The sequence below is a fragment of the Stutzerimonas azotifigens genome (genome assembly GCF_013522725.1).
In the GTDB taxonomy this organism is placed as follows: Bacteria; Pseudomonadota; Gammaproteobacteria; order Pseudomonadales; family Pseudomonadaceae; genus Stutzerimonas; species Stutzerimonas azotifigens_A.
In genome coordinates, this window is record NZ_JAAMRF010000001.1 from 241,028 (window position 1) to 261,899 (window position 20,872).

Below are 20,872 nucleotides of genomic sequence, written 5' to 3' on the forward strand. Positions count from 1 at the left end.
CAAACCGACCACATTCGAGGAGAGAAGGGCGGATGAGCAAATTCTGGAGCCCTTTCGTCAAGGACCTGGTGCCCTATGTGCCGGGCGAGCAGCCGAAGCTGACCCGGCTGGTCAAACTCAACACCAATGAAAACCCGTACGGACCTTCGCCCAAAGCGCTCGAGGCGATGCGTGCTCAGCTCGACGACGGCCTGCGGCTGTATCCCGACCCGAGCGGCGATCAGCTCAGGCAGGCGGTAGCGGACTTCTACCAGGTGCCCAGCAGCCACGTGTTCGTCGGCAATGGTTCGGACGAGGTGTTGGCGCACGCGTTTCACGGGCTGTTCCAGCATGGCCGGCCGTTGCTGTTCCCGGATATCAGCTACAGCTTCTATCCCGTGTACTGCGGGCTTTACGGTATTCCTTTCGAGCCCATCGCGCTCGATGAAAGCTTCCAGATCCGCATCGAGGATTACGACCGCCCCAATGGCGGAATCATCTTCCCCAATCCCAACGCGCCAACTGGCTGCCTGCTGCCGCTGGAGGCGATCGAGCGCCTGCTGCAAGCCCATCCGGATTCAGTGGTACTGGTTGACGAGGCCTACATCGATTTTGGCGGCCAGACGGCCGTCGCACTGGTCCAGCGCTACCCCAATCTGCTGGTGACCCAGACCCTGTCCAAGTCCCGGTCGCTGGCCGGGCTACGGGTCGGCCTCGCGATTGGTCAGCCCGAGCTGATCGAGGCGCTGGAGCGGATCAAGAACAGCTTCAATTCCTATCCTCTCGACCGCGTCGCGATTGCCGGCGCGGCCGCTGCATTCGCCGACCGGGAATACTTTCAGCAGACCTGTACCCGGGTGATAGAGAGCCGCGAATTGCTTGTCGAGCGGATGCAGGCGCTGGGCTTCGAGGTGCTGCCCTCGGCTGCGAACTTCATCTTCGCCCGCCACCCGCAACGGGATGCGGCAGCCTTAGCGGGGGCCTTGCGCGAGCAGGGCATCATCGTGCGCCACTTCAAGCAGCCGCGGATCGCGCAATTCCTGCGCATCACCATTGGTGCGCCGGAGCAGAATCAGGCACTGCTCGACGCCCTGGGTTCCATCCTGTCGGCCTGAGGCCGGTCAGTCCTGCTGCGGCGGCAGGGCTGACCGCGCGCGGGTCATTCGTCCGGCTTGTCGGGCTCGGCGGTGATGACCGGGCGCATTCCTACCTCGGCGGTCAGGGTCATCGGTTTGTTATTGCGCAGAATCTCGATGGCGATCTTGTTTCCCGGGCGTGCGCGGGCGACCTGGTTCATCGAGCTGCGCCCATCCACCGCCCTGGCATTGTCGATGCTGAGGATCAGGTCGCCGGGCTGCAGGCCGGCACGTTCGGCCGGGCCGTCGCGATAGACGCCAGCCACCACGATACCGGGGCGTCCTTCGAGGCCAAAGGATTCGGCCAGTTCCGGCGTCAGTGATTGCACTTCTACGCCTAGCCAGCCGCGAATCACCTGGCCGTGATCGATGATCGACTTCATCACCTCCAGTGCCAGCTTGACCGGGATTGCGAAACCGATGCCCTGTGAGCCGCCGGACTCGGAAATGATCGCGGTGTTGATGCCGATCAGATTTCCGTTGGCATCGACTAGCGCGCCGCCAGAGTTGCCTCGGTTGATCGCCGCGTCGGTCTGGATGAAGTCTTCGTAAGTGTTCAGGCCCAGCTGATTGCGTCCGGTGGCGCTGATGATGCCCATGGTCACCGTCTGGCCGACGCCGAACGGGTTGCCGATCGCCAGGGTTACGTCGCCGATGCGGATACTGTCGGAGTGTCCCAAGGTGATGGCGGGCAGCTTGTCCAGATCGATCTTGAGCACGGCGAGATCGGTCTCCGGGTCACTGCCGATCACGCGTGCCAACGTCTCGCGACCGTCCTTGAGCGCCACGATGATCTGGTCCGCGTTGGCCGTCACGTGATTATTGGTCAGCAGATAGCCCTGAGGGCTCATGATCACCGCCGAACCCAGACTGTTCTCGATACGTCGCTGGCGTGGCAGGCTTTCGCCGAAAAAGCGGCGGAACACCGGATCCTTGATCATTGGGTGTTCGGACTGGCTGGTCATCTTCGTGGTGTAGAGGTTGGCAACCGACGGCGCGGCGCTGCTGACCGCGCTGGCATAGGAGTGCGGCCCCTGCTGCTGCATGATCGTCCGCGGTGCTTGGTGCAGACTGTATTCGTGGGGGCTCAGACCGACCCAGTGCGGGTAGCGCTGGATAATCAGCAAGGCTACGAGCACGCCGGCCACAAGAGGCCAGCCATAAAAACGCAGGGCGTTGGTCATTGCGTCCAGGTCCGGTAAGTTGCGGGCAGTGGGAGCGGCCCTTAAGGTGGCGGCATTATACGAAGCTGCATGAAGATTGCAGCGTGCACGTCAAAGAGGATTTATTGATGGCCATCGCGTTGAACACATTGGTCGCCGAGGCGGATCGCTATCTGAACGCCGCCCGGATCGCCGATTACTGTCCCAACGGGCTGCAGGTCGAGGGGCGACCGCAGGTACGTCGCATCGTCAGCGGAGTTACCGCCAGCCAGGCATTGCTCGACGCGGCGGTAGAGGCCGAGGCCGACGTGATCCTCGTCCACCATGGCTACTTCTGGAAAAACGAGGATCCTCGCGTGGTGGGCATGAAGCAGCGCCGGTTAAAGACGCTGCTGACCCACGACATCAGCTTGCTGGCGTATCACCTGCCACTCGACGTACACCCGGAGGTGGGCAATAACGTTCAGCTTGCGCGCCTGCTCGAGCTGACCATCGAGGGGCCGCTGGAGCCCGATAATCCTAAGTCGGTCGGATTGGTTGGCTCGCTGGATTCGCCCCTCACGCCGATGGATTTCATGCATCGCCTCCATGAGGCGCTCGGCCGTGAGCCCCTGATGATCGAGAGTTCCGGACTGATCCGGCGGGTCGCCTGGTGCACCGGTGCAGCCCAGGGGTATATCGACCAAGCGGTGGCTGCCGGGGTCGATGCCTACCTGACCGGGGAGGCGTCCGAGCCGACCGTGCACATCGCCCGAGAGAACGGCATCAGTTTCTTTGCCGCCGGCCATCATGCGACGGAACGCTACGGTGTGCAGGCCCTTGGGGATTATCTGGCGCGCCGCTTCGCTATCGAACACCTGTTCATCGACATTCCGAACCCGGTGTGACCAGCACTGGCCAAGGGTATAACCATAGAGCTTTTTGGTATAGGTACAGGCCTGATTAGAATTTTTCGCCGTGCTAGAGTGCGGCGTTTCGCGGCCCGCCGGCCGCCCATTTTTTTACCTCGTGAGTAGCCATGGTCGACAAACTGACGCATCTCAAACAGCTGGAGGCGGAAAGCATCCACATCATCCGCGAAGTCGCTGCCGAGTTCGACAATCCGGTGATGCTCTATTCGATCGGCAAGGATTCGGCGGTCATGCTGCACCTGGCGCGCAAGGCCTTCTTCCCGGGGCGCCTGCCGTTCCCGGTGCTGCACGTCGATACGCGCTGGAAGTTCCAGGAAATGTATCGCTTCCGTGAGCGCATGGTCGATGAGATGGACCTGGACCTGATCACCCACATCAACCCCGAGGGCGTGGCTCAGGACATGAACCCCTTCACCTACGGCAGTGCCAAGCACACCGATGTGATGAAGACCGAAGGGCTCAAACAGGCACTCGACAAGTACGGCTTCGACGCCGCGTTCGGCGGTGCTCGGCGGGACGAGGAAAAATCCCGCGCCAAGGAACGTGTCTATTCGTTCCGCGACAGCAAGCATCGCTGGGATCCGAAAAACCAGCGCCCCGAACTGTGGAACGTCTACAACGGCAATGTGAAGAAGGGCGAGTCGATCCGGGTGTTCCCGCTGTCGAACTGGACCGAGCTGGATATCTGGCAATACATCTATCTGGAGCAGATCCCCATCGTCCCCCTGTACTTCGCCGCCGAGCGCGAGGTGATCGAGAAGAACGGCACACTGATCATGATCGATGACGAGCGCATCCTCGAACACCTCTCGGAAGAGGAGAAGGGCCGCATCGAAAAACGCATGGTCCGTTTCCGCACCTTGGGCTGCTACCCGCTCACTGGCGCCGTGGAATCGACTGCGACCAGCCTGCCGGAAATCATCCAGGAGATGCTGCTGACCCGAACCTCCGAACGCCAGGGCCGCGTCATCGATCACGACGCCGCTGGCTCGATGGAAGAGAAAAAGCGGCAGGGCTATTTCTAAAGTCCAGCGGACAACGAACTCGCGGGCGTGCCCGTATCGGCTGATAAAACAGAATTCAGGCTAGCTGCACCCTTCGGCTGCAGCGTGGAGCTATAGCGAATGAGTCACCAATCCGAACTGATCAGCGAGGACATCCTCGCGTACCTGGCCCAGCACGAGCGCAAGGAACTGCTGCGCTTTCTCACCTGCGGCAACGTAGACGACGGCAAGAGCACGCTGATCGGTCGCCTGTTGCACGACTCCAAGATGATCTACGAGGATCATCTGGAAGCCATCACCCGCGATTCGAAAAAGGTCGGCACCACTGGTGATGAGGTTGATCTGGCGCTGCTGGTCGACGGTCTGCAGGCCGAGCGCGAACAGGGCATCACCATCGATGTGGCCTACCGCTACTTCTCCACCGCCAAGCGCAAGTTCATCATTGCCGACACCCCCGGCCATGAGCAGTACACCCGCAACATGGCCACCGGCGCGTCCACCTGCGACCTGGCGATCATCCTGGTCGATGCCCGCTACGGCGTGCAGACCCAGACCAAGCGCCACAGCTTCATCGCCTCGCTGCTGGGCATCAAACACATCGTGGTCGCCATCAACAAGATGGACCTGAACGGCTTCGACCAGCAGGTCTTCGAGCAGATCCGGGCCGATTACCTGTCGTTCGCCGAGCGCATTGAGCTCAAGCCGACCTCGCTGCATTTCGTGCCGATGTCCGCCCTCAAGGGTGACAACGTCGTGAACAAGAGCGAGCGTTCGCCGTGGTACACCGGGCCGGCGCTGATGGAAATTCTCGAAACGGTGGAAATCGCCGGCGACCGCAATTTCGACGACCTGCGCTTCCCGGTTCAGTACGTGAACCGGCCGAACCTCAACTTCCGGGGGTTTGCCGGCACGCTCGCCAGCGGCGTCGTGCGCAAGGGCGACGAAGTGGTCGTCCTTCCCTCGGGGAAGGGCAGCAGGGTCAAGTCCATCGTCACGTTCGACGGCGAGTTGGAGCAGGCGACGCCGGGTGAGGCTGTCACCCTGACGCTTGAAGACGAAATCGACGTTTCGCGCGGCGACATGCTGGTACACGGCGACAACCGCCCGCGCATTGACGACAACTTCGAAGCCATGCTGGTGTGGATGGCTGAGGAACCGATGCTTCCGGGCAAGAAATACGACATCAAGCGCGCCACCAGCTACGTGCCTGGCTCGATTGCCAGCATCGTCCATCGCGTCGACGTGAACACCCTCGAGCACGGCGCGGCCAGCAGCCTGCAGCTGAACGAGATCGGCAAGGTCAAGATCGCCCTCGATGCACCGGTTGCGTTCGATGGCTACGAACAAAACCGCACCACCGGTGCCTTCATCGTCATCGACCGCTTGACCAACGGCACCGTCGGCGCCGGCATGATCATCGCCGACCCGCTGGACGGCCAGAACACCAGTGGCAGCCATGGCGCGCTCGCCCACGTCAGCCGCGAAGAGCGTGCCGCCCGCTTCGGCCAGCAACCAGCCACCGTGCTGTTCACCGGCCTTTCGGGCGCCGGCAAGAGCACGCTCGCCTATGCGGTGGAGCGCAAGCTGTTCGACATGGGGCGCGCAGTCTACGTGCTCGACGGCCAGAACCTGCGCCACGACCTGAACAAAGGCTTGCCGCAAGATCGCGCCGGCCGTACCGAAAACTGGCGCCGTGCTGCGCATGTGGCGCGTCAGTTCAACGAAGCGGGGCTGATCACCCTGGCGGCCTTCGTTGCGCCGGATGCTGAAGGTCGCGAGCAGGCGAAAGCATTGATTGGTCACGACCGCTTGCTGACGGTTTACGTCAAGGCATCGGCCGAAACCTGCAAGCAGCGCGATCCGCAGGGGTTGTACGCGGCGGGAGGCGAAAATATTCCGGGCGTCACATTTGGGTATGACGAGCCTGAGGTGGCTGATGTGGTCATCGACACCGAAGACGTGCCCCTTGAAGAGGGTGTGAAGAAGGTGATCGAACTGCTTCGCCAGCGCGGCGCGATCTGAGCAGGAACCGAGTAACTGCGCCCCGCCATGCGGGGCGTTTTCGTTTTCGACCTTAGCGTTACGGCCCCAACGGGGGTGTAACCGGTAGGGAGCCAAACCGTAGGGCGGGTGCAACCCGCCAAGCGTATTCAGCGACGCCATCGTCCGGACATACCGGCAAAAACAAAACCGCCGGTGAGGGCAGGGTTTTGTGTGGCCGATCAGGCGATGGGTAACCGCACGGGTTTCACCAGCCCTACAGGGCTACCTGCCGGGCTAGTTGCATCCTTTGGGTAAGAATGAGTTTTTCCAGCGAGGTGCGGAAGAGGCATCGACGGCGCACGTCCAGCTGCCATTGGTATCACGGGTTAGGGTGATAGTAGTGCCTTGTATGGACGAATTCGCCCTGTTGGCAAGCGTTGCTTGAAGCGTACCTACTCCGCTCTCCTCGAACGTAGCAACGGTAGCGCCAGTAGCCTCTACCAAATCTGAAGGCCTATACCCTATAGAGCTGTCGGTAACTTCTAGCCTTCCGGCTGCCAGTGTGGCTTCGATTGGGGTTCGGTAGGAACCCAGTTCCGCAAGCGCACGTTCAACCTGCGCTTTCAGCACATAATCCTGATAAACAGGGATGGCTGCGGCTGCGAGTATTCCTATGATCGAAACGGTCACAGCCAGCTCGATAAGCGTAAATCCTTTTGAAAGTTCGGTAGATTTTTTACTCACGACGCTGCTCGCTTCGACATTGGTAACATGTATGTCATTGGCTCAACTCCAGGCAAAATCTCGGCCTGGCAGAGATAACTGTCAGAAAAAAAGCCCCACCATCACTGGCGGGGCTTTGCTTTGCTTGGCCTATGAAGGCTGAGCTACTGCGTTACGGAGTTACAGGGCAGCCGTTGGGGGCGTAGCTGTCTTTCCAGCCGTTAGTTTGCGCTGGGGTAGTGACGCAGGTCCAAACGCCTTGTTCGTTGCGGCTAATGGCTACAGTGGCGCCTCGTACCGATGCACCGGCATTGCCACCGAGTACTGCAGTAATCGTGGGGGTGTCGCTAGTGCCGTCAGTAATTTCGATTTGCGCTTTGCCCTCGTCTTCCAGAAGGTTGGACTGGGTAAATCCAAGGTCAACCTGGTTAGGGCCCGGCTCATCAAGGGAGACAATTTCGTTGCCCTCCAGCAGGGCAGCTTCGGCTGCGGTCTTCAGCGCGCTGACTTCGCTAACAACGCGGGTTACTTGCGAACGAGCAACGTAGTCTTGGTATTGCGGAATGGCGATGGCGGCCAGGATCCCAATGATCGCAACCACGATCATCAGTTCGATAAGAGTGAAGCCTTTCTGCATCTGAGCTTTCATGTGTATCTCCTTGGAGGTGTGGTTAGGCATCAGCCTGCCAAGGGTGTTGCAGTCGCCGTGCCAACTTTCGAAACCCCAAGAAATGCGGCCTTTCATAGGCGGCTCAAATCATTCCGATTTCCTTAATTCTCCATTACTGACACTTTTGGTCACTCAGCTCGTTGGCGTTTGGATTGAGTCGGCTTCTGCGCTATAAGGCGTGCACTGATCCATCGCGAGGCCTCCATGAGCGAACACATTTCCCTATCCGGCTTGGGCAAGCAAATGGTCCTGGCCGGGCTTCTCGACGAAAAGCGTGCCCAGCAGGCGCAGCAGCAGGCGGTCCGCAACAAGCTGTCGCTGGTGACCTATGTCGTCCAGAACAAGATGGCGAAGGGGCGCGACGTCGCGGAGCTGGCCGCCGAACAGTTCGGTATCGCCTTCATGGACCTCTCGGTGCTGGACAAGGACAACCAGCCCAAGGATATCGTCAGCGAAAAGCTGGTGCGCCAGCATCGTGTGTTGCCCCTTTGGAAGCGCGGCAACAAGCTTTATTTGGGCGTTTCTGACCCAAGCAACCACCAGGCGATTACTGACGTTCAGTTCAGCACAGGGCTTACTACCGAAGCGATCCTCGTCGAGGACGACAAGCTTGGGGATGCGATCGACAAGTTTTTCGACAATGGGTCGAGTGGGCTGGAAGACCTGGGGGATGTCGATCTCGACGGCGTCGATGTCGAGACGGTCGGTGAGGATGCCAAGAGCGACGACGCCGGAGGGGAGGCAGATGATGCCCCGGTCGTCCGTTTCGTCAATAAAATGCTTCTGGATGCCATCCGTGGCGGTTCCTCCGACCTGCATTTCGAACCCTATGAAAAGGCCTATCGCGTGCGTCTGCGTACCGACGGCATTTTGCATGAGGTGGCCAGGCCTCCGATTCAGCTGGCGCCGCGTATATCGGCTCGCTTGAAGGTCATGGCCGGCCTCGATATTTCCGAGCGCCGCAAGCCGCAGGACGGCCGTATCAAGATGAAGTTGTCCAAGACCAAGGCCATTGACTTCCGGGTCAACACCCTGCCGACGCTATGGGGCGAGAAAATCGTAATGCGGATCCTCGACCCCTCCAGCGCTCAGATGGGGATCGACGCGCTGGGTTACGAGGAGAGTCAAAAAGAGCTCTATATGAATGCATTGTCCCAGCCTCAGGGGATGATTCTGGTTACTGGGCCTACTGGCTCGGGCAAGACCGTATCGCTATACACCGGTTTGAACATCCTTAATACGGTGGACGTGAATATTTCCACGGCGGAGGATCCGGTCGAGATCAACCTTGAGGGTATCAACCAGGTCAACGTAAACCCGAAGCAGGGTATGGACTTCTCCCAGGCGCTGCGTGCTTTCCTCCGTCAGGACCCAGATATCATCATGGTGGGCGAGATCCGAGATCTGGAAACAGCGGAGATTGCAATCAAGGCCGCTCAGACCGGCCATATGGTGATGTCGACTTTGCACACCAATAGCGCTGCTGAAACCCTGACGCGGTTGCGCAACATGGGCGTGCCAGCGTTCAACATCGCTACCTCGGTCAACCTGATCATCGCTCAGCGACTCGCGCGCAAGCTCTGCAGCAGCTGCAAGAAGGAAGTCGAGGTGCCCCGCGATGCGTTGCTGCGCGAGGGATTCCCCGAGGCCTCCATTGGCACTTTCAAAATCTACGGTCCCGTCGGCTGCGAAAATTGCAAAGGCGGTTACAAAGGCCGTGTCGGTATTTATGAAGTGGTTAAAAACACGCCCGCTTTGCAGCGCATTATCATGGAAGACGGTAATTCCATCGATATCTCCACCCAGATGCGCAAAGACGGCTTCAACGATCTGCGGACCTCAGCATTGCTGAAGGCGATGCAGGGCGTGACCAGCCTGGAAGAAGTGAACCGGGTGACCAAGGACTAACACATGGCGCAGAAAGCGATAAAGAACAGCGTTTTTGTCTGGGAAGGCACTGACCGCAAAGGGGCGAAGCTCAAGGGCGAGCTCAGTGGTGTCAATCCGGCCCTGGTCAAGGCGCAGCTGCGCAAGCAGGGTATCAATCCCCAGAAGGTGCGCAAGAAGAGCGTATCGCTATTCAGCGCCGGCAAAAAAATCAAACCGATGGACATTGCCTTGTTTACCCGGCAGATGGCGACGATGATGAAGGCGGGGGTGCCGCTGCTGCAGTCCTTCGATATTATCGGGGAGGGATTCGATAATCCCAATATGCGCAAGCTCGTAGACGATCTAAAGCAGGAGGTGGCGGCGGGTAATAGTTTTGCGGCTTCGCTCCGCAAAAAACCGCAATATTTTGACGATCTCTATTGCAACTTGGTCGACTCAGGCGAGCAGTCTGGCGCGTTGGAAACCTTGTTGGATCGCGTCGCTACCTATAAAGAAAAAACCGAAGCATTGAAGGCCAAGATCAAGAAGGCGATGAATTACCCCATAGCGGTGGTGGTCGTAGCGCTCATCGTGTCGGCGATCCTGCTTATTAAGGTTGTGCCTCAGTTTCAGGATGTCTTTTCCAACTTTGGCGCTGAACTGCCCGCGTTTACGCTGATGGTGATTGGCCTTTCTGAAGCATTGCAGGAGTGGTGGTTTGTTGTCGCGATAATTTTGCTTGCAATTGGATTTGGCTACCGAGAGGCGCATAAACGTTCAGAGAAATTCCGTAACTGGGTGGATCGGGTGGCTTTGAAGCTACCAATAGTCGGGGACATTATTTACAAATCTGCAATCGCTCGTTTCGCCCGTACTCTGTCTACGACATTCGCCGCAGGTGTGCCACTTGTCGATGCATTGGACTCCGTCGCGGGAGCTACCGGAAACGTGGTGTTCCGCAACGCCACGATGAAGGTCAAAAACGATGTATCTACGGGTATGCAGTTGAACTTCTCGATGCGTACTACCGGTACTTTTCCTAGTATGGCCATTCAGATGACGGCGATTGGTGAGGAGTCCGGCGCACTTGATGAGATGCTTGGAAAGGTTGCATCGTTTTACGAGGCTGAAGTTGACAACATGGTGGATGGTCTGACTGCCCTGATGGAGCCCATAATCATGGCAATCCTCGGTGTGTTAATTGGCGGCCTGATCATCGCGATGTACCTGCCAATCTTCCAGCTGGGCTCTGTAGTCTGAACTATGGATTTGATTGATCTTCTGGCCAGCCACGGGCTGGCCTTTGTTTTCTGTGTCGCCGTTCTTGGCCTGCTGGTCGGTAGCTTCCTCAACGTCGTCATCCATCGGCTGCCGCTGATGATGCAGCGCGACTGGCAACGGCAGGCGCGGGAGGTGCTCGAGTTGCCTGCCGAGCCGCAGGGCGCACGCTTCAATATCGTCGTCCCGCGCTCGCGCTGCCCGCACTGCAACCATCAGATCCGTTCCTGGGAAAACATTCCGCTGGTCAGCTGGTTGGCGCTCAAGGGCAAGTGCTCCAGTTGCAAGGCGCCGATCAGCAAGCGCTATCCCTTGGTAGAGCTGGCTTGCGGGTTGCTTTCGGGCTATGTCGCCTGGCATTTCGGCTTCGGCTGGCAGGCAGGCGCAATGCTTCTGTTGACCTGGGGCCTGCTGGCAATGAGTCTGATCGACATCGATCACCAGCTGCTGCCGGATGATCTGGTGTTGCCGCTGCTCTGGCTGGGCCTGATCGTCAATGTCGGCGGGCTGTTCGTTTCCCTCGAGGATGCGGTCTGGGGCGCCGTTGCAGGCTATCTGGCGCTCTGGTCGGTCTATTGGCTGTTCAAGCTGGTGACCGGCAAGGAGGGGATGGGCTATGGCGATTTCAAGTTGCTCGCCATGCTCGGTGCTTGGGGAGGCTGGCAGGTCTTGCCGCTCACCATTCTGCTGTCGTCGCTTGTCGGCGCTGTGCTGGGCAGTATTGTGCTGCGCCTTCAGCGAGCGGGGAAGGGCACGCCGATACCCTTTGGGCCCTACCTCGCCATCGCTGGCTGGATCGCCTTGCTCTGGGGCGATGTTATCACGGCGAACTACCTGCAGTTTGCTGGCTTCAATAACTGACGCAAGTTCTGCCGACTCCCTGAATCGGTCGCATTTTTGAGTTTCGTCTCCCTCTGCTTGCACGTCGAAGCCGAAGGCGTTACTACTGCGCGTCCTTTTTGTGGGCGCGCTGAATCGATGAAACCCTGGATTCTTGGACTGACCGGCGGCATTGGTAGCGGTAAGAGCGCGGCGGCCGAGCGCTTTGCCGCGTTGGGTGTTCACTTGGTGGACGCCGACCATGCTGCGCGCTGGGTGGTCGAACCAGGGCGGCCGGCGTTGGAACGGATCGTCGAACACTTCGGTGAGCAGATATTGCGGGCTGATGGCGTCCTGGACCGCGCCGCGCTGCGGGGGCGTGTATTCCAGGACCCCGAGGAGCGCAAATGGCTCGAAGCCTTGCTCCATCCTCTTATTGGTGAAGAGATATCTCGCTACTTGTCGCTGGCCGAATCGCCGTATGCCATTTTGGTTTCGCCATTGTTGGTGGAGTCCGGGCAGCACCGGATTTCGCAGCGCATCCTGGTGATCGATGTGCCCGAAGCGCTGCAACTCCAGCGCACCATGCAGCGTGACGGGGTGAGCGAAGCGCAAGCACGAGCGATTCTCGAGGTCCAGGCTTCGCGAGCGGAGCGTCTACGCCATGCCGACGACGTATTGGTCAATGATCGCGATCTGGCCTGGCTCAACGCCGAGGTCGAACGCCTGCATTCTTTTTATCTGACGCTACGGGGAGGTCAGCCGTGAACGCTACAGTGGTCGAATGCCCAACCTGCGGAGCTCCGGTCGAGTGGGGGCCGCAAAGCCCGCAACGCCCATTTTGCTCGGAGCGCTGCAAGCTGATCGATTTGGGCGCCTGGGCGTCCGAGGCGCATGCCATACCGGGTGATCAGCTGGAAGACGAGGTGTTTTCCGAAGACCTGCCGCCGCAGCGCCACTGATCAGGGATTTTTCCAGGGCGCCTGCAGGTAGCGGCTGCGGTTGAAGGTTTCCAGCCAGTCCGGGTAGAACACCACGAGCGCTGTGACAGCTGTGCCGTTGATGAAAGCCTCTGGGAACATCACCAGCCAGATGTAGCCGGCGAAGTCGTCGAGCCAAGGCGGCATAAGGTAGCGACCATCCAGCAGCAGCACGCCTAGCGATGCCAGTATGCAGAACAGCGCTGCAAGGGCTGCCGGGAAAAAGCCGGAAAAGAAGATATAGACGAAGAGGTTCTTCGGTTGCCTGCGCTCCACAAGCAGGGCGCACGTTTCTGTAACGGCGACCGGGATCAGGATCAGCAGAATTCCGTTCATGCCGATCGCGCCCAGGTCCTGGTGACCCAGCACCATGAGGCCAAGTTGAGCCAAAAAGGCTGCAAGAATCGCCAGTGGCCAGTCGAGCAGCAGGGTGACTGCCGTCAGGCCTATGAAATGGAACGATAAGCCTGACTCGAAATCCCGGCGTACCAGCCATAGCAGGAAGATCGCCAGTACCGAGCCGAACAGCAGATGTTGTCGGCGCGTGTCGCTGAATAGCTCTACCCAGGGCGCACGGATGACCGCCCAACTGAGCGCCAAGCAGTAGATCACCCAGCCGGTGAGCAGGGACGAGCCCGAAAGCAGTTCAGCGGAAATCATGAGGGGCACACCCGATATGTATGTCCAGGCTGCGAGCGGCAACTGAGGCCTGGCAACCACCTGTCTATGCAGTTACGACACGAAAGGTCGTCAGGTGGTTGCGAGGGCCGGCGGGGACAAACTGATTAAGGCGCGGGGTTGGGTTGGCTGGTGTGGATGGCGTTGATCGCGGCGATCAGTTCATCGGATAGCTTGATCTCGGCGCTGGCCAAGTTGCTTTCCAATTGTTCGATTGTGGTTGCGCCGATGATATTGCTGGTCACGAACGGTTGCTGGGTGACGAAGGCCAGCGCCATTTGTGCGGGGTCGAGTCCGTGCTCCCTGGCAAGTGCGACGTAGTGCGAGCATGCGGCTTCCGATTGCGGGTTGGTGTACCGGGTGAAGCGGCTGAACAGGCTGATCCGGGCATTGGCGGGGCGGGCACCGCCTTCGTACTTGCCCGACAGCATGCCGAAGGCCAGCGGTGAATAGGCGAGCAGTCCGCATTGTTCGCGAATGGCTACCTCGGCCAGCCCCACCTCGAAGGTGCGGTTGAGGAGGTTGTAGGGGTTCTGGATAGATACGACGCGGGGCAATTGCCGGGCTTCGGCCAGCGCCAGGTAGGTCATGACGCCCCAGGGTGTCTCGTTGGACAGGCCGATATGGCGGATCTTGCCAGCTTTGACTTGTTCTTCCAGCGCTTCGAGCGTTTCCTGCAGGGGTGTGAAGTCTTGTTCCTTGTGGCGGTAACCAAGCTGGCCGAAGAAGTTGGTGCTGCGTTCCGGCCAATGCAGTTGGTAGAGGTCGATCCAGTCGGTCTGCAGGCGCTCGAGGCTGGCATCAACCGCGGCGGCGATGTGCTGGCGGTTCATCTTCGGATTGCCGCCGCGAATGTAGTCGATGCCATTGCCGGGACCTGCGATCTTGCTGGCCAGTATCCAGTCGGAGCGGTTGCCGCGGGCTTTGAAATAGTTGCCAATGATGCGCTCGGTGGCGGTGTAGGTTTCCTTCTTCGGCGGTACCGGGTACATCTCTGCGGTGTCGATGAAGTTGATGCCTGCGGCTTTGGCGCGGTCGATCTGGACAAAGGCCTCGGCTTCGCTGTTCTGCTCGCCCCAGGTCATGGTGCCCAGGCACAGGGAGCTGACGTTCAGGTTCGAGCGGCCGAGTTTGCGCAATTCCATGGTGACTCCTCTTGGCGGTGTCGATAAAGGTAGGGGTCATTGAACGCCAGAGAGGGAGGCTATTGGAAGTCTGGGTGTGCGGCGGCGAGCTGCATGAAGTAGATGTTTAAAAGCGGTTGCTATTCTGCCGATTATCCGGATAATTGCGCAGCTTCTCGCCGGGGATGCCTAGCCCGGCGAAATGAAGGTAGGGGATGCCTAGCCTACCGAACCTCCGCCGTAGCGGACGCGCTGACCCGAGCCCCCGATAGCGTCTGTTTCCGGCTGCCCTGCTTGTCAGGGCGAGCACTATTCAGTAAGATTCGCCGTCTTATTTTCAGGGCGGCCCCTGAGGCTATAACGAATGAAGACTTTTACTGCTAAACCGGAAACCGTCAAGCGCGACTGGTTTGTCGTCGACGCTGCTGGTCAGACCCTGGGTCGTCTGGCTACCGAAATTGCCAGCCGTCTGCGTGGCAAGCACAAGGCGGAATACACCCCGCACGTTGATACTGGCGATTACATCGTCGTAATCAACGCTGAGCAAGTGCGCGTGACCGGTGCAAAGACTACCGACAAGATGTACTACTCTCACTCCGGTTTCCCGGGTGGCATCAAGTCGATCAACTTTGAAAAGTTGATCGCCAAGGCGCCTGAACGTGTGATCGAGACCGCGGTCAAGGGCATGCTGCCGAAGAATCCGCTGGGTCGCGACATGTACCGCAAGCTGAAGGTCTACAAGGGTGCCAACCACCCTCACACCGCTCAGCAGCCCCAAGAACTGAAGATTTAACGGAATAGTTCATTATGTCGGCGACTCAAAATTACGGCACTGGCCGTCGCAAGACTGCAACCGCACGCGTATTCCTGCGTCCGGGCACTGGCAAGATTTCTATCAACAACCGCGAGCTGGACAACTTCTTCGGGCGTGAAACCGCTCGCATGGTCGTTCGTCAGCCGCTCGAGCTGACTTCTACCGTCGAAAAGTTCGACGTGTATGTCACTGTTCTGGGTGGCGGTGTGAGCGGTCAGGCCGGCGCGATTCGTCACGGAATCACCCGGGCGTTGATGGAATACGACGAAACCCTGCGCCCTGCGCTGCGCAAGGCCGGTTTCGTGACTCGCGATGCACGCGAAGTCGAGCGTAAGAAAGTTGGTCTGCGCAAGGCGCGTAAGCGTCCTCAGTACTCCAAGCGTTAATCTCGCTTGCGAAGAAAACGCCCTGGTTCGTTCGAATCCGGGCGTTTTTTTTTGCCCTTCGATTCATTGATGCGACAGCATGTCGCGCGCTCAATGTCTTATTTATAAAGGCTTGCAGGCTGTTTGTGTCTGGCTATTACCTTGTCAGGGGAAGGGGTTTTCTTTACCATTTGGCGAATTTTTTCGCGGCCCGATTTTACGTAGTAGATGCCTGCTTTAAGGCAGGCCATAAGAAGCTGATGGGAGAGGACTGAATGAGCAATGACGGCGTGAATGCTGGCCGGCGTCGCTTCCTGGTTGCCGCCACTTCGGTGGTGGGTGCGGCAGGAGCGGTGGGTGCCGCGGTCCCGTTCGTGGGGTCATGGTTCCCTAGTGCCAAGGCCAAGGCGGCCGGTGCGCCGGTTAGGGTGAATATCGGCAAGATCCAGCCGGGCCAGCAACTGGTGGCCGAATGGCGGGGCCAGCCGGTATTTATCGTGCGTCGGACCGATGAGATTCTCGGCGGCCTGGAAAAAGTCGAGGCTGAAGTGGCCGATCCTCAATCCGAGGAGTCGGTTCAGCCAGAGTACGTCGATCCGAAGACGCGCTCCATCAAGCCCGAACTGCTGGTGCTAGTGGGGCTCTGCACACACCTCGGCTGCTCGCCGTCCTTCCGCCCGGAAGTCGCTCCGGCGGATCTCGGCGCCAACTGGCAGGGCGGCTACTTCTGCCCGTGCCACGGCTCCAAATACGACATGGCCGGCCGCGTCTACAAATCGCAGCCAGCACCCTTGAACCTGCCAGTGCCTCCGCACTCGTACGAGACGGATGATGTTCTCATCATCGGCGTGGACCAGGAGAACGCCTGATGAGCAAGTTCATGGAATGGGTCGATGCGCGCTTCCCCGCGACCAAGATGTGGGAAGACCATCTGAGCAAGTATTACGCGCCCAAGAACTTCAACGTTCTGTACTTCTTTGGCTCCCTGGCACTGCTGGTTCTGGTCAATCAGATCCTCACCGGTATCTGGCTGACGATGAGCTTCGAGCCGTCGGCTGAAGGGGCCTTTGCCTCCGTCGAATACATCATGCGTGATGTCGAGTACGGCTGGATCATCCGCTACCTGCATTCGACCGGTGCTTCGGCATTCTTCGTCGTCGTCTATCTGCACATGTTCCGCGGGATCCTCTACGGCTCCTATCAGAAGCCGCGTGAGCTGGTGTGGATCTTCGGCATGCTGATCTACTTGGCGTTGATGGCCGAAGCCTTCATGGGCTATCTGCTGCCATGGGGGCAGATGTCCTACTGGGGCGCCCAGGTGATCATCTCGTTGTTCGGCGCCATTCCGGTGATCGGCGACGACCTGACTCAGTGGATCCGTGGTGACTATCTGATCTCGGGCATCACCCTGAACCGCTTCTTCGCGCTTCACGTGATTGCCTTGCCAATCGTCATTCTTGGCCTGGTGGTGTTGCATATCCTGGCGCTGCATGAGGTTGGGTCGAACAACCCGATGGGTGTCGATATCAAGAAGTCCAAGGACGAGGCAGGCGTTCCGCTCGACGGCATTCCGTTCCATCCTTACTACACGGTGAAAGACATCGTGGGTGTGGTGGTCTTCCTGTTCGTCTTCTGCGCGGTGGTGTTCTTCTTCCCTGAGATGGGCGGCTACTTCCTCGAGAAACCGAACTTCGAGGCGGCCAACGCATTCAAGACGCCAGAGCACATCGCGCCCGTTTGGTACTTCACGCCGTTCTACGCGATCCTGCGCGCGGTACCTGACAAGTTGCTGGGCGTCATCGCGATGGGCGCGGCGATCGCCGTGCTGTTCGTGCTGCCATGGCTGGATCGCAGCCCGGTCAAAGCGATGCGCTACAAGGGTTGGATGAGCAAGATCTGGCTGCTGGTTTTCTGCGTATCGTTCGTAATTCTCGGCGTCCTCGGCGTTCTGGCTCCTACTCCGGGACGGACGCTGCTGTCCCAGGTATGTACGTTCCTTTATTTCGCGTACTTCCTCCTGATGCCGTTCTACACCAAGCTCGAGAAGACCAAAGTAGTACCGGATAGGGTGGATGGCTGATGAAAAAGCAAGTAGCTGCATTTATTCTCGCGCTGATGCCGGTCCTCTCCTTCGCTGCTGGCGGCCATGGCGTCGAGCTGGACAAGGTCGATATCGATCTTACCGACAAGGCCGCAATGCAGGATGGTCTGCGCACGTTCGCCAACTATTGCATGGGTTGTCACAGTGCCCAGTACCAGCGGTACGAGCGCGTCGCGACGGACCTCGGTATTCCCGAGGAGATCATGCTGGAGAACGTGATCTTCAATGACGCCAAGATTGGCGACCATATGCAGATCGGCATGCGTCCGGACGATGCCAAGGGTTGGTTCGGCGCTGCGCCGCCGGATCTGACGCTGGTTGCGCGGGTTCGTGGAAATGACTGGTTGTATTCGTATCTGCGTGCGTTCTACGAAGACCCGAGCCGTCCGTACGGTGTGAACAACCGCGTTTTCCCGAACGTCGGTATGCCGCACGTGCTGGCGCCGCTGCAAGGTCGTCAGGTGGTGGGTTGCAAGCAGGTTCAGGTGGTCGAGAATGGTCGTCGCCAGTTCGATCCGCTGACTGGGACGCCCATCACTCACGAAGCCTGTGACCAGTTGACCGTCATGCCTGGCACCGGAGCGCAAAGCGAGGTGGAGTACGACGAGACGGTGAAGAACCTGGTGACCTTCCTGGCGTACTCCGCCAACCCGGTCAAGCTGCAAAGCCAGCGCATCGGCACTTACGTGTTGTTGTTCCTGGCGGTCTTCTTCGTGTTCGCCTACCTGCTCAAGCGTGAGTACTGGAAAGACGTTCATTAAACCAGGCAGTACCTGTTGTAACCGCGCGCGCCTGATGGGCGCGCGTGTTTTTTCTGCTCTCCGAGAAGGGCGGTGCCGCTGGCATAGCCGCGCGGAGCGCGCTCACGGAACTCGTGGTTTGGCCATGCTGCCAGCCCAACGATATGCATTCATACGCGAGGAAGGACCCTATGGCCATGAACAACAAGCTGGCCTGTTATTCCGATCCCTCCGATCATTACTCTCACCGGGTGCGCCTGGTTCTTGCCGAAAAAGGCGTCGAGGCGCAGATCATCGACGTCGATCCGCAGCGCTGCCCACCGCAGCTCGCCGAGGTCAATCCCTACGCCAGCGTTCCGACCTTCGTCGATCGCGATCTGGCGCTCTATGAGTCCACGGTAATCATGGAGTACCTCGAGGAGCGTTATCCACATCCCGCGCTGCTGCCCGTATACCCGGTGGCGCGCGCCAATACGCGCTTGCTGGTTCACCGCATTCAGCGTGACTGGTGCCGCCTGGTCGATCAGATTCTCGAGCGACGTGTCGTCGAGGCTGCCAAGGTGCAGGCGCGCAAGGAGCTTCGTGAAAGCCTGACCGGTGTGTCGCCGGTTTTTGCGGACAAGCCCTATTTTCTCAGTGAAGAGCTCAGCCTGGTGGATTGCTGCCTGTTGCCAATCCTGTGGCGTTTGCCCAGTCTGGGTATCGAGCTACCGCGAGCGGCCAAGCCGCTGCTCGATTACATGGAGCGTAATTTCGTTCGCGAGGCCTTCCAGGCCAGTCTTTCCGCCGTTGAGCGCCGAATGCGCTAAGAGAGGCAGCCCACATGAATTCAAGTCGTCCTTATCTGGTCCGCGCGCTGTACGAATGGATCGTCGACAACGATTGCACGCCTCACTTGCTGGTCCATGCCGAGCATCCTGGCGTGCAGGTGCCGGCGGGTTTCGCCAGCGACGGACAGATCGTTCTGAACGTCTCGCCCAGTGCGGTGCGTCAGATGCAAATGGATAACGAGGCCGTCAGCTTCGAAGGGCGTTTCGGTGGGGTTCCCCATAGCCTCTATATCCCGTCGGCAGCCGTGATGGCGATCTACGCGCGGGAGAACGGGCAGGGCATGGTGTTCGAGGTCGAGCCCACGCCGCCCGATGACGGCGCACCGGAAGACTCGTCTTCTTCAGCGGGCGGGCCGCGCCCCAGTGCGGGCGGACGCCCCAGTCTGAAGGTGGTTAAGTAGGCCTTGAGCAAAAAAACGGCGACCATCAGGTCGCCGTTTTTTTCACTGGCGCAGCGTGAGGGGCTCAGTCGATGTATTCGAATAGCTTGACGATGCGCTGAACGCCGGAAACGCCCTGAACCAGATTGGTGGCTCGAGTGCCTTCCTGGCGGGTGACCAGCCCGAGCAGGTAGACGATCCCGTTTTCCGTGATGACCTTGATGCGCGAGCCGGGCACCGAGCTGTCGGTCAGCATCTGTGCCTTGATCTTGCTGGTAAGCCAGGTGTCATTGCTTCGCGCCAGGGCTGACGAGGGTTGGAGTATCTGCAGCTCGTTGTGCACGCGCTTCACGCGCTGCACCTGGCTAGCCGCCTGTTCGGCTAGCTGCTTGAGGTCTTCGCGGGGCGTTTGTCCGGCCAGCAGCACCACGCCGTTGTAGCTCGCAACGATGATATGCGAGTTCTTGTCCAAGTCGACATGGGCCTTGGCGATGTTCACCGAGGCCTTGGTCTCGATCAGCGAATCGTCGATCTTGCTGCCGATGGTGCGCGTGCCGCGGTTGTCCGATATCGGTTCGTCACGCGTCGCGTTCAGTACCGAGCTGCAGCCGCCGATCACGGCGAGGCAAAGGGCGAGTGCTGCGGCGCCCAAGGTTTTCCGGTTCATTCTTCACTCCCGAACAGTTGATTGTCGATCAGATCGCATAGGCAGTGGATCGCCAGAAGGTGGACCTCCTGAATGCGTGCGGTAACTTTGGCCGGAACCCGGATTTCCACGTCTTCGGGCAGCAGCAGGGAAGCCATGCCGCCGCCGTCTCGACCGGTAAGGGCAATCACCAGCATCTCACGGTCATGGGCAGCTTGGATGGCCTGAATGACGTTCGCCGAGTTGCCGCTGGTGGAAATCGCCAAGAGGACATCACCAGGCTGACCGAGGGCGCGGATCTGCTTCGAAAAGACTTCGTTGTAGCTATAGTCGTTGGCGATAGAGGTCAGGGTGGAGCTGTCGGTGGTCAGGGCGATTGCCGGCAGGCTTGGTCGCTCCCGCTCGAAACGATTGAGCAGCTCGGAGGAAAAGTGCTGGGCATCGCCCGCCGAGCCGCCGTTGCCACAGCTCAATATCTTGCCTTCGTTGAGCAAGGTGTTGACCATCGCCTGGCCGGCCTGCTCGATGCTCGGTGCGAGAACTTCCATTGCCTGTTGCTTGGTCTCGATGCTGGCTTGGAACAACTGGCGAATACGGGATTGCATATCCATTCGGTAATTCTGACCTTCATGTGGCGTGCGGAGCGGGCTGAGCGCCGGTGAGCGGAGCGGCTGGCGTG

At 59.3% G+C, this 20,872-nt stretch carries 23 protein-coding genes; 16 read left to right on the plus strand and 7 right to left on the minus strand.

Going from position 1 to position 20,872, the window contains the following annotated elements; translation table 11 throughout:
* Positions 1-32: 32 nt before the first annotated feature.
* Positions 33-1,094, plus strand: coding sequence for a histidinol-phosphate transaminase (gene hisC / locus G7026_RS01115; RefSeq protein ID WP_181068806.1), 1,062 nt, complete (start codon positions 33-35; stop codon positions 1,092-1,094).
* A 44-nt stretch (positions 1,095-1,138) separates the two neighbouring features.
* Here hisC and algW read toward each other — a convergent pair whose 3' ends face one another.
* Positions 1,139-2,299, minus strand: a complete 1,161-nt coding sequence (algW, locus tag G7026_RS01120) for a Do family serine endopeptidase AlgW (protein WP_181068807.1) — start codon at positions 2,297-2,299, stop codon at positions 1,139-1,141.
* Positions 2,300-2,406: 107 nt separating this feature from the next.
* Here algW and G7026_RS01125 point away from each other — a divergent pair, with 107 nt between their 5' ends.
* From G7026_RS01125 to cysN, 3 genes are all read left to right on the plus strand, one after another.
* On the plus strand, positions 2,407-3,165 hold the full coding sequence (locus G7026_RS01125) for a Nif3-like dinuclear metal center hexameric protein (RefSeq protein ID WP_181068808.1): 759 nt from the start codon (positions 2,407-2,409) through the stop codon (positions 3,163-3,165).
* Between the two features lie 131 nt (positions 3,166-3,296).
* Positions 3,297-4,214 carry a sulfate adenylyltransferase subunit CysD gene (gene cysD, locus G7026_RS01130; RefSeq protein ID WP_181068809.1) on the plus strand — a complete coding sequence of 306 codons (918 nt, stop codon included), beginning with the start codon at positions 3,297-3,299 and terminating at the stop codon, positions 4,212-4,214.
* 99 nt (positions 4,215-4,313) lie between these two features.
* Entirely contained in the window at positions 4,314-6,215 is a 1,902-nt protein-coding gene (gene cysN / locus G7026_RS01135) for a sulfate adenylyltransferase subunit CysN (RefSeq protein WP_181068810.1), read from the plus strand.
* A gap of 255 nt (positions 6,216-6,470) precedes the next feature.
* Here cysN and G7026_RS01140 read toward each other — a convergent pair whose 3' ends face one another.
* Both G7026_RS01140 and G7026_RS01145 read right to left on the minus strand, forming a co-directional pair.
* A complete protein-coding gene (locus G7026_RS01140) occupies positions 6,471-6,920 on the minus strand; it encodes a pilin (protein ID WP_181069217.1) in 450 nt (149 codons plus the stop codon).
* Positions 6,921-7,071: 151 nt separating this feature from the next.
* Positions 7,072-7,548 (minus strand): pilin, encoded by a 477-nt coding sequence (locus G7026_RS01145; protein WP_181068811.1) that lies wholly within the window; start codon positions 7,546-7,548, stop codon positions 7,072-7,074.
* 225 nt (positions 7,549-7,773) lie between these two features.
* Between G7026_RS01145 and pilB the strand changes: the two genes are divergently transcribed.
* From pilB to yacG, 5 genes are all read left to right on the plus strand, one after another.
* On the plus strand, positions 7,774-9,477 hold the full coding sequence (pilB, locus tag G7026_RS01150; RefSeq protein ID WP_181068812.1) for a type IV-A pilus assembly ATPase PilB: 1,704 nt from the start codon (positions 7,774-7,776) through the stop codon (positions 9,475-9,477).
* A 3-nt stretch (positions 9,478-9,480) separates the two neighbouring features.
* Entirely contained in the window at positions 9,481-10,698 is a 1,218-nt protein-coding gene (locus G7026_RS01155; RefSeq protein WP_181068813.1) for a type II secretion system F family protein, read from the plus strand.
* 3 nt (positions 10,699-10,701) lie between these two features.
* Complete coding sequence (locus tag G7026_RS01160) at positions 10,702-11,577, plus strand: prepilin peptidase (RefSeq protein ID WP_181068814.1); 876 nt, start codon at positions 10,702-10,704, stop codon at positions 11,575-11,577.
* 117 nt (positions 11,578-11,694) lie between these two features.
* Entirely contained in the window at positions 11,695-12,303 is a 609-nt protein-coding gene (coaE, locus tag G7026_RS01165) for a dephospho-CoA kinase (RefSeq protein ID WP_181069219.1), read from the plus strand.
* Positions 12,300-12,497 carry a DNA gyrase inhibitor YacG gene (gene yacG / locus G7026_RS01170; protein ID WP_181068815.1) on the plus strand — a complete coding sequence of 66 codons (198 nt, stop codon included), beginning with the start codon at positions 12,300-12,302 and terminating at the stop codon, positions 12,495-12,497. Before coaE ends, yacG begins: the two co-directional genes overlap by 4 nt.
* On the opposite strand, the gene G7026_RS01175 is transcribed toward yacG, so the two are convergent.
* The gene (locus G7026_RS01175) at positions 12,498-13,175 is read right to left on the minus strand and encodes an energy-coupling factor ABC transporter permease (RefSeq protein ID WP_181069221.1); all 678 of its coding nucleotides are present in this window, start codon (positions 13,173-13,175) and stop codon (positions 12,498-12,500) included.
* A gap of 125 nt (positions 13,176-13,300) precedes the next feature.
* On the minus strand, positions 13,301-14,338 hold the full coding sequence (locus G7026_RS01180) for an NADP(H)-dependent aldo-keto reductase (protein WP_181068816.1): 1,038 nt from the start codon (positions 14,336-14,338) through the stop codon (positions 13,301-13,303).
* Between the two features lie 343 nt (positions 14,339-14,681).
* On the opposite strand from G7026_RS01180, the gene rplM reads away from it, so the two are divergent.
* The 7 genes from rplM (at position 14,682) to G7026_RS01215 (ending at position 19,568) form a co-directional block, all read left to right on the plus strand.
* Positions 14,682-15,110 (plus strand): 50S ribosomal protein L13, encoded by a 429-nt coding sequence (gene rplM, locus G7026_RS01185; RefSeq protein WP_019342644.1) that lies wholly within the window; start codon positions 14,682-14,684, stop codon positions 15,108-15,110.
* A gap of 14 nt (positions 15,111-15,124) precedes the next feature.
* Positions 15,125-15,517: a 30S ribosomal protein S9 gene (gene rpsI / locus G7026_RS01190; RefSeq protein ID WP_181068817.1), complete on the plus strand. Its 393-nt coding sequence runs from the start codon at positions 15,125-15,127 to the stop codon at positions 15,515-15,517.
* Between the two features lie 254 nt (positions 15,518-15,771).
* Positions 15,772-16,365 (plus strand): ubiquinol-cytochrome c reductase iron-sulfur subunit, encoded by a 594-nt coding sequence (gene petA / locus G7026_RS01195; protein WP_181068818.1) that lies wholly within the window; start codon positions 15,772-15,774, stop codon positions 16,363-16,365.
* A complete protein-coding gene (locus G7026_RS01200; protein WP_181068819.1) occupies positions 16,365-17,576 on the plus strand; it encodes a cytochrome b in 1,212 nt (403 codons plus the stop codon). The genes petA and G7026_RS01200 overlap by 1 nt, the downstream gene beginning before the upstream one ends.
* Positions 17,576-18,358 (plus strand): cytochrome c1, encoded by a 783-nt coding sequence (locus tag G7026_RS01205; protein WP_181068820.1) that lies wholly within the window; start codon positions 17,576-17,578, stop codon positions 18,356-18,358. The genes G7026_RS01200 and G7026_RS01205 overlap by 1 nt, the downstream gene beginning before the upstream one ends.
* Before the next feature lie 170 nt (positions 18,359-18,528).
* Complete coding sequence (locus G7026_RS01210) at positions 18,529-19,146, plus strand: glutathione S-transferase N-terminal domain-containing protein (protein ID WP_181068821.1); 618 nt, start codon at positions 18,529-18,531, stop codon at positions 19,144-19,146.
* A gap of 14 nt (positions 19,147-19,160) precedes the next feature.
* Positions 19,161-19,568, plus strand: coding sequence for a ClpXP protease specificity-enhancing factor (locus G7026_RS01215; protein ID WP_181068822.1), 408 nt, complete (start codon positions 19,161-19,163; stop codon positions 19,566-19,568).
* A gap of 64 nt (positions 19,569-19,632) precedes the next feature.
* Here G7026_RS01215 and G7026_RS01220 read toward each other — a convergent pair whose 3' ends face one another.
* Together G7026_RS01220 and G7026_RS01225 are read right to left on the minus strand one after the other, a co-directional pair.
* A complete protein-coding gene (locus tag G7026_RS01220; protein ID WP_181068823.1) occupies positions 19,633-20,214 on the minus strand; it encodes a BON domain-containing protein in 582 nt (193 codons plus the stop codon).
* On the minus strand, positions 20,211-20,804 hold the full coding sequence (locus tag G7026_RS01225) for a phosphoheptose isomerase (RefSeq protein ID WP_181068824.1): 594 nt from the start codon (positions 20,802-20,804) through the stop codon (positions 20,211-20,213). Before G7026_RS01225 ends, G7026_RS01220 begins: the two co-directional genes overlap by 4 nt.
* Positions 20,805-20,872: the final 68 nt, after the last annotated feature.